We start from the raw sequence: 7,301 nt of genomic DNA, 5'->3' as shown, positions 1-7,301 counted from the left end.
GCACCCCCCCGCCCGGTGACCATCAATGGCGGCTATGCCATGCCCAGCTGGTACGACATCAAGGCCATGACCCCGGCCCGCGCCATAGACGAGGCTCAGCTGGAGGCGTCGGCCGAGCAAGTGGTGGCGCTGATCAAGGCGGAGCAGGCCAAAGGCGTCAGCTTGTCGCGCATCTTCCTCGCCGGTTTCTCCCAGGGCGGCGCCGTGGTGTTGCACACTGCCTATATAAAGTGGCAAGAGGCCCTGGGTGGGGTGATAGCCCTGTCCACCTACGCCCCCACCTTCAATGACCAACACCAGCTCAGTGCCTGCCAGCAACGCACCCCTGCCCTGTGCCTGCATGGCGTGCACGACCCGGTGGTGATCCCGGCCATGGGCCGCACTGCCTTCGAGTACCTGAACACTTGGGGCGTAGCTGCCCGCTGGCACGAATACCCAATGGAACACGAGGTGGTGGTCGAAGAGTTGAGCGACATCCACGACTGGCTGGCAAAGCAACTGCAATGAGCCAAGGCCGCCTGTAGTTGTAAGGCTATTCCACTACGCCACGCCCGATTCTTGCATTACACTGCCCGGCGTACATTCCTTAATCAGTTGATGAGACGATCGTGCTCAAGGCACTCAAGAAAATATTCGGCAAGGGAGAGGCTGCACCACAGGCCGCCGCTCCTGCTGCCAGTGTGACGCCGCCTGCGCCGGCCCCCGCCAGCGAGGCGCAACCGGCGGCCCCACGCGCCAACCCTACCCCCAAGGCAGAATCGCCTGTCGCCGCAACGCCAGTGGCCGACAAGCCGGCCAAGGACAAACCACGTCGCGAGCGCAAGCCCAAGCCCCAGGCCAGCCTGTGGAAACTGGAAGACTTCGTGGTCGAGCCGCAGGAGGGCAAGACCCGCTTCCACGACTTCAAGCTGTCCAGCGAGGTGATGCACGCTATTCACGACCTGGGCTTCCCCTACTGCACGCCGATCCAGGCGCAGGTGCTGGGTTACACCCTGCGTGGCCAGGATGCCATCGGCCGGGCCCAGACCGGCACCGGCAAAACCGCAGCATTTCTGATCTCGATCATTTCCCAGTTGCAGCAGACCCCTGCGCCCAAAGAGCGCTACATGGGTGAGCCGCGGGCACTGATCATCGCGCCAACCCGCGAGCTGGTGGTACAGATCGCCAAGGACGCAGCGGCGCTGACCAAGTACACCGGCCTGAACGTCATGAGCTTCGTCGGCGGCATGGACTTCGACAAGCAACTCAAGGCCCTGGAAGCGCGCCACTGCGACATCCTGGTGGCTACACCGGGCCGCCTGCTGGACTTCAACCAGCGGGGCGAGGTGCACCTGGACATGGTTGAAGTGATGGTGCTGGACGAAGCCGACCGCATGCTCGACATGGGCTTCATTCCGCAAGTGCGCCAGATCATTCGCCAGACGCCGCCCAAAAGCGAGCGCCAGACCCTGCTGTTCTCGGCCACGTTCACCGAGGACGTGATGAACCTGGCGAAGCAATGGACCACCAACCCGGCCATCGTCGAGATCGAACCGGAGAACGTGGCCAGCGAAACGGTCGAGCAGCATGTCTATGCGGTGGCCGGCAGCGACAAGTACAAGCTGCTGTACAACCTGGTGACCCAGAACCGCTGGGAACGGGTGATGGTGTTCGCCAACCGCAAGGACGAAGTGCGGCGCATCGAGGAAAAACTGGTGCGCGACGGCATCAACGCCGCCCAACTGTCGGGCGACGTGCCGCAACACAAGCGTATTCGTACCCTGGAGAACTTCCGCGAAGGGCGCATCACCGTTCTGGTCGCCACCGACGTGGCCGGGCGCGGGATCCACATCGACGGCATCAGCCACGTGATCAACTTCACCCTGCCAGAGGACCCGGACGACTACGTGCACCGCATTGGCCGTACCGGCCGTGCCGGTACCAATGGCGTATCGATCAGCTTTGCCGGGGAAGATGACTCGTATCAGCTGCCGGCGATCGAAGAGCTGCTGGGGCGCAAGATCAAATGCGAAATGCCGCCGGATGAGCTGCTGAAGCCGGTGCCGCGCAAGCATCACTGACCCGTGGTTGGGAACATATCCCCCTGTAGGAGCGGCCTTGTGTCGCGATAGGGCCGCACAGCGGCCCCAGGATTTCAGCTTCAACGCATCAATTGCCGGGGCCGCTGTGCGGCCCTATCGCGACACAAGGCCGCTCCCACAGAAGGCTGGCGCAGCCTTGACTACCAGCGCCCTGCGGCATCCAGGTCACTCTGCCTGCCTTCCACCCACCTCGGCCCTTCCTGGGTATTTTCCTTCTTCCAGAACGGTGCCCGGGTCTTCAGGTAGTCCATGATGAAGTTGCAGGCATCGAACGCTGCCTGCCGATGGGCACTGGCCACGCCGACGAACACGATTGGCTCACCCGGCTCCAGCGCACCGATGCGGTGCAGCACCTGCACTTTCAACAACGGCCAGCGCTGCTCGGCCTCGGCCACGATCTTGGCCAGGGCCTTTTCGGTCATGCCCGGATAGTGTTCAAGGAACATGCCTGCCACTTCGCGACCATCATTGAAGTCCCGCACATAGCCGACAAAGCCGACCACCGCGCCTACCCCCACGTTGGCCGCATGCATGGCATTGGTCTCGACGCCCGGGTCGAACGCGTGTTCCTGCACTCGCACTGCCATGCTCACCCCCCCGTCACCGGCGGGAAGAACGCCACTTCATCACCCTCTTCCAGCGGCTCATCCAGCTTGCACAGTTCTTCGTTGCGGGCGCACATCAGGTTCTGTTCGGCCAGCAGTTCATAAGGCCCACCCTTGCCCAGCAATGCCCGGCGCACATCGTCGACAACCTTGAACTCACCCTCCATCCGCTCGGCATCCACGCCCAGCAACTCACGGTAACGCGCGAAGTACATCACTTTGACTTTCATCACGCCTGTACCTTGTAGTGGCCGCTCTTGCCGCCCAGCTTTTCCAGCAGGCGGACCTGCTCGATGACCATGCCTTTATCCACAGCCTTGCACATGTCATAGATCGTCAGCGCAGCCACGCTAGCGGCGGTCAGTGCCTCCATTTCCACACCGGTTTGCCCGGCCAGCTTGCAGCGGGCGAGGATCCGCACCGCGTCCTCGCCCTCCGCGCTGAGTTCCACCTTGACGCTGGTCAGCATCAGCGGGTGGCACAGCGGTATCAGGTCGCTGGTCTTCTTCGCCGCCTGGATGCCGGCAATGCGCGCCACGGCGAACACATCGCCCTTGGGGTGTTCACCGTCGACGATCATCTGCAGGGTCTGCGGCAACATGCGTACCCGCGCCTCGGCGGTGGCCTCGCGCTCGGTCACGGCCTTTTCAGTGACGTCGACCATGTTGGCCCGCCCCTGGGAATCAAGATGTGTCAGCACTGCTCTGCTCCTGTGAAGGGAGCCTGCAGTGTAAACCTGTGGGTCAGGTTTGAGCAGAGGTATGTGTCGGCAGGTCTGGCCGCTGTATGAACACGCTCGTGGAGATGCCGGGCAGCGGGCTGCCCGGCGACAGGGTTTTACAGATGCGACTCGGCGTACTCGGCCAGTACCGAGCGTGGCACACCCTGCAGGGTGATGTGCACGCCATGGGGGAAGTCCTTGAAGCGCTCGGTCAGGTAGGTCAGGCCCGAGCTGGTCGCGGACAGGTAGGGGGTATCGATCTGCGCCAGGTTGCCCAGGCAGACCACCTTGGACCCGGAACCGGCACGGGTGATGATGGTTTTCATCTGGTGCGGCGTCAGGTTCTGGCACTCGTCGATCAGGATCAGGCTCTGCTGGAAGCTACGGCCGCGAATGTAGTTCAACGACTTGAACTGCAGCGGCACGCGCTCGAGGATGTATTCGACGCTGCCATGGGTGCTTTCATCATCCATGTGCAAGGCTTCGAGGTTGTCGGTAATGGCGCCCAGCCACGGCTCCATCTTCTCTGCTTCGGTACCCGGCAGGAAGCCGATCTCCTGGTCCAGCCCCTGCACGCTGCGGGTGGCGATGATGCGCCGGTAGCGTTTGCTGACCATGGTCTGCTCAATGGCAGCTGCCAGGGCCAGGATGGTCTTGCCGGAACCGGCAGCACCGGTCAGGTTGACCAGGTGAATGTCCGGGTCGAGCAAGGCGAACAGCGCCAGGCTCTGATGGATGTCCCGCGGCTTCAGGCCCCAGGCCTCCTGGTGCAGCAGTGGCTCCTGGTGCAGGTCGAGCAGCAGCAACTCGTCGTCGCGGATGCCCTTCACCCAGCCGACGAAGCCCTGGTCGTCAATGATGAACTCGTTGACGTGAACGGCTGGCAGGGTGTCGATCATGTGCACGCGATGCCAGGTCCGGCCGCGCTCCTGGCGGGTATCGACCTTGCTGACCCGGTCCCAGAACGAACCGCTGACCGAGTGGTAGCCCTTGGACAGCAAGGACACGTCATCGACCAGTTGGTCGGTGCTGTAGTCCTCGGATGCGATGCCGCAGGCGCGCGCCTTCAAGCGCATGTTGATGTCTTTGGTGACCAGCACCACGTCCAGGTCGGGGCGCCGGCTGCGAACGTCCAGCAGGGTGTTGATGATGATGTTGTCGTTGAGGTGCTCCGGCAACAACTTGCCAGGCTCGTTGCGTGGGCTCATCAGGATCGAAAGAAAGCCTTTGGCCCCACTCTTGTTGCGCTGGATCGGCACGCCCTGCTCGACATCACTGGGCGAAGCGTCCCCGAGGGTCTGGTCGATCAGGCGGATGGCCTGCCGGCACTCTGCGGCGATGGTCTGTTTACCGGTCTTGAGCTTGTCGAGTTCCTCCAGCACCGTCATCGGGATGGCGACGTGATGCTCCTCGAAGTTGAGTAATGCGTTGGGGTCGTGAATCAGGACGTTGGTATCGAGCACATAGAGGATTGGCTTGCTGGAGGAAGGGGTGCGTCCTTGGTCATCCATACTCGGTCACCTTATGTCGAAGCCGCACGGCGTGGTCTGTTACGCCGCAGAGTGACTGCCGTGTCCCCGTATCCGCGTTGTTACGGGCGGGGAGCAACCTGGCCAGGAGGGTCTGGATGACGCCACCTGTGCTGCAGGGATCGGCTGTCTGGTTTCTTCATACCGCAAAAGCCATGACCGGAAAAAGCATTTTTACGTGTTTTTGAAGTTTATTTTTCCGATTGACGATAAGGCCTTGGCGGCAGGCCCAGACACGACTACGCTCAGAAGTGGTACCTCTATTCGCTGTGCCCATAGGCCCGGCAATCTTCCCAGCCGATACCGCTCTGGGCGGTACTGCGCAGCAACCACTCCACCGCCGGTTGCGCCTTGGGCAGGCTGTCATGCAGCTGGATAACACCCTTGCGCCACAACAGCATCAGGGTGAGCACGCGTTGCGCCGAGGCTTCGGCAGTCAGTGCAGTGTCATCCTGCGCGTCGATATCCCACAACGACACCCGCAACTGCTGGCTGGCCATGAACGCCTCGCCATCGGCCCGGCGTTGCCCGTAAGGGGGGCGGAACAGCGGCACGTACTGCTCCGGCAGGTCGGCCTGCACGCGGGCCTGGCTGCGCCGCAGCGAGTCCTGCCAATCGACCCACTGTGCATGCGAGCGGTACTCCCAGCCCTGTATACCCACGCACTGGCCGCGATAAAGCCTGGCCACGGTGTTCGGCATGCCGGCATCCCGGCGCTGTTGCAGGCGGTTGCCAAGCACGAAGAAGGTACCCGCCAGCTTTTGCCGGCGCAGGTAATCGGCCAGCAGGTCGGTACTGCCGCCGTCAGGCCCCGGGCCACCGACGAAGGTCAGCAGGAACATACGATCGTTCAGGCGTTCACCATCGAGCTCCCGTGCAGATAGCCGCTCCACCTCGCTGCTGGTCTGGGGCAGCAGCGCAGCTTTGCGCAGCTGTTCGTCCAGGTAGCGGCTGTGGAACTGGTGGCTGGGTTCTACCCACCCGGCATAGAACGCGCCGACATCGGTGGCGAATGTCGCCGCCTGGGTGCGTAGATCCGCCATGGACTCAACGGCATAGCAGAACGACGCATCCTGCTCGCAGCTGCGTTGCGCCTGTTGGTAGCCTGCCCATAACCGCTGCCACATGCGCGCCCGCAGTTGGCGAACCTTCTGCAGGTTGATCTGCCGCAAGCCCAGCCGCGCCGCCAGCGTCGCATCATCGAGCAGCTCGCTTTCATGCAATACCCGGGCGAACGACAGAATCTCCGCCCGCGAAGCCACATCGAACAACGCCGGGCTGTTCAGTTGCTCGGGCCACAGGCTGCGATCGAAACTGACCGGGGCTGTGGGGGCGGCTTGCACGGCCAGGCTCAACAGCGCGGCCAGCGCGGCAAAGGCGATGCGCACGGTAAAAGGCTCCGTCACGGCAAAACGCGAACTATAGCGTTAGAACCGGCCATGGTCTGTGACTATTGTCACCATAGTTTGGACTTGCACCGCCCAGCCCGTAGAATCCCAGGCCAACGATGCCAGGAGCCGACCCGATGCTGACGGTGATTTCCCCCGCCAAGACCCTCGACTACGATACCCCGCCGGTAACCGAGCGCTTCACCCTGCCCCAGTACCTGGATGATTCCCAGGTGTTGATCCAGCAACTGCGAACCCTGTCGCCGGCGCAAATCAGCGAGCTGATGCACCTGTCCGACAAACTCGCCGGCCTGAACGCCGCACGCTTCGGCAGCTGGTCTCCGGACTTCAGCCCAGCCAATGCCAAGCAGGCGCTGCTGGCGTTCAAAGGTGACGTGTACACAGGCCTTGCTGCCGAAACCCTGGGTGAGGACGACTTCAGCTACGCGCAAGACCACCTGCGCATGCTCTCCGGCCTGTACGGCCTGCTGCGCCCCCTCGACCTGATGCAGCCCTACCGGCTGGAAATGGGCACCAAGCTGGCCAATGCCCGCGGCAAGGACCTGTACGCCTTCTGGGGTACACGCATCAGTGAATGGTTGAACCAGGCCCTGGCCGCTCAGGGCGATGACGTGCTGTTGAACCTGGCCAGCAATGAATACTTCAGCGCAGTGAAACGCAGCGCCCTCAAGGCGCGGGTGATCAATGTCGACTTCAAGGACTTGAAGAACGGCCAGTACAAGATCATCAGCTTCTACGCCAAGAAAGCCCGCGGCATGATGAGCCGCTTTGTCATCGAGCAGCGCATCAACGATCCAGAGCAGCTCAAGCAGTTCGATGTCCAGGGTTACTACTACAGTGCCGAACAATCCAAGCCAGATCACCTGGTGTTTCTGCGCGATCACCCGGGCGAGTAGACCCGCCGATACCGCTTCGCGCCTTGAGCCGTTCCTGCAACCGCCACGCGGCACCCGCAG

The 7,301-nt window shown here is 62.6% G+C and carries 8 protein-coding genes; 3 read left to right on the top strand and 5 right to left on the bottom strand.

Annotated elements, in window-relative coordinates; all coding sequences use genetic code 11:
* Positions 1-507 (top strand): alpha/beta hydrolase (locus tag GYA94_RS16000; protein WP_161892691.1); only part of this gene is annotated, 507 nt, incomplete at its 5' end.
* Between the two features lie 101 nt (positions 508-608).
* The gene (gene rhlB / locus GYA94_RS15995; RefSeq protein WP_009684452.1) at positions 609-2,060 is read left to right on the top strand and encodes an ATP-dependent RNA helicase RhlB; all 1,452 of its coding nucleotides are present in this window, start codon (positions 609-611) and stop codon (positions 2,058-2,060) included.
* A gap of 161 nt (positions 2,061-2,221) precedes the next feature.
* Here rhlB and moaE read toward each other — a convergent pair whose 3' ends face one another.
* From moaE to GYA94_RS15970, 5 genes are all read right to left on the bottom strand, one after another.
* Positions 2,222-2,668 carry a molybdopterin synthase catalytic subunit MoaE gene (moaE, locus tag GYA94_RS15990; RefSeq protein WP_054912050.1) on the bottom strand — a complete coding sequence of 149 codons (447 nt, stop codon included), beginning with the start codon at positions 2,666-2,668 and terminating at the stop codon, positions 2,222-2,224.
* 2 nt (positions 2,669-2,670) lie between these two features.
* Complete coding sequence (gene moaD, locus GYA94_RS15985) at positions 2,671-2,916, bottom strand: molybdopterin converting factor subunit 1 (protein WP_161892690.1); 246 nt, start codon at positions 2,914-2,916, stop codon at positions 2,671-2,673.
* Positions 2,916-3,386, bottom strand: coding sequence for a cyclic pyranopterin monophosphate synthase MoaC (moaC, locus tag GYA94_RS15980; RefSeq protein WP_054912052.1), 471 nt, complete (start codon positions 3,384-3,386; stop codon positions 2,916-2,918). Before moaC ends, moaD begins: the two co-directional genes overlap by 1 nt.
* 137 nt (positions 3,387-3,523) lie before the next feature.
* The gene (locus tag GYA94_RS15975; RefSeq protein WP_009684456.1) at positions 3,524-4,918 is read right to left on the bottom strand and encodes a PhoH family protein; all 1,395 of its coding nucleotides are present in this window, start codon (positions 4,916-4,918) and stop codon (positions 3,524-3,526) included.
* A gap of 278 nt (positions 4,919-5,196) precedes the next feature.
* Positions 5,197-6,324, bottom strand: coding sequence for a polysaccharide deacetylase family protein (locus GYA94_RS15970; protein WP_110675613.1), 1,128 nt, complete (start codon positions 6,322-6,324; stop codon positions 5,197-5,199).
* Between the two features lie 137 nt (positions 6,325-6,461).
* On the opposite strand from GYA94_RS15970, the gene yaaA reads away from it, so the two are divergent.
* Positions 6,462-7,241, top strand: a complete 780-nt coding sequence (gene yaaA, locus GYA94_RS15965) for a peroxide stress protein YaaA (protein ID WP_054905661.1) — start codon at positions 6,462-6,464, stop codon at positions 7,239-7,241.
* Positions 7,242-7,301 lie beyond the last annotated feature (60 nt).

The sequence above is a fragment of the Pseudomonas juntendi genome, from assembly GCF_009932375.1.
In the GTDB taxonomy this organism is placed as follows: Bacteria; Pseudomonadota; Gammaproteobacteria; order Pseudomonadales; family Pseudomonadaceae; genus Aquipseudomonas; species Aquipseudomonas juntendi.
Note: the sequence above shows the minus strand (reverse complement) of the source record. Positions and strands in the feature narration are given on the sequence as shown.

Excerpts from the sequence above, each read along its gene's own strand:
- yaaA (WP_054905661.1), top strand. The coding sequence starts at position 6,462 with ATGCTGACGGTGATTTCCCCCGCCAAGACCCTCGACTACGATACCCCG.
- GYA94_RS15975 (WP_009684456.1), bottom strand. The coding sequence starts at position 4,918 with ATGGATGACCAAGGACGCACCCCTTCCTCCAGCAAGCCAATCCTCTAT.
- moaE (WP_054912050.1), bottom strand. The coding sequence starts at position 2,668 with ATGGCAGTGCGAGTGCAGGAACACGCGTTCGACCCGGGCGTCGAGACC.
- moaD (WP_161892690.1), bottom strand. The coding sequence starts at position 2,916 with ATGAAAGTCAAAGTGATGTACTTCGCGCGTTACCGTGAGTTGCTGGGC.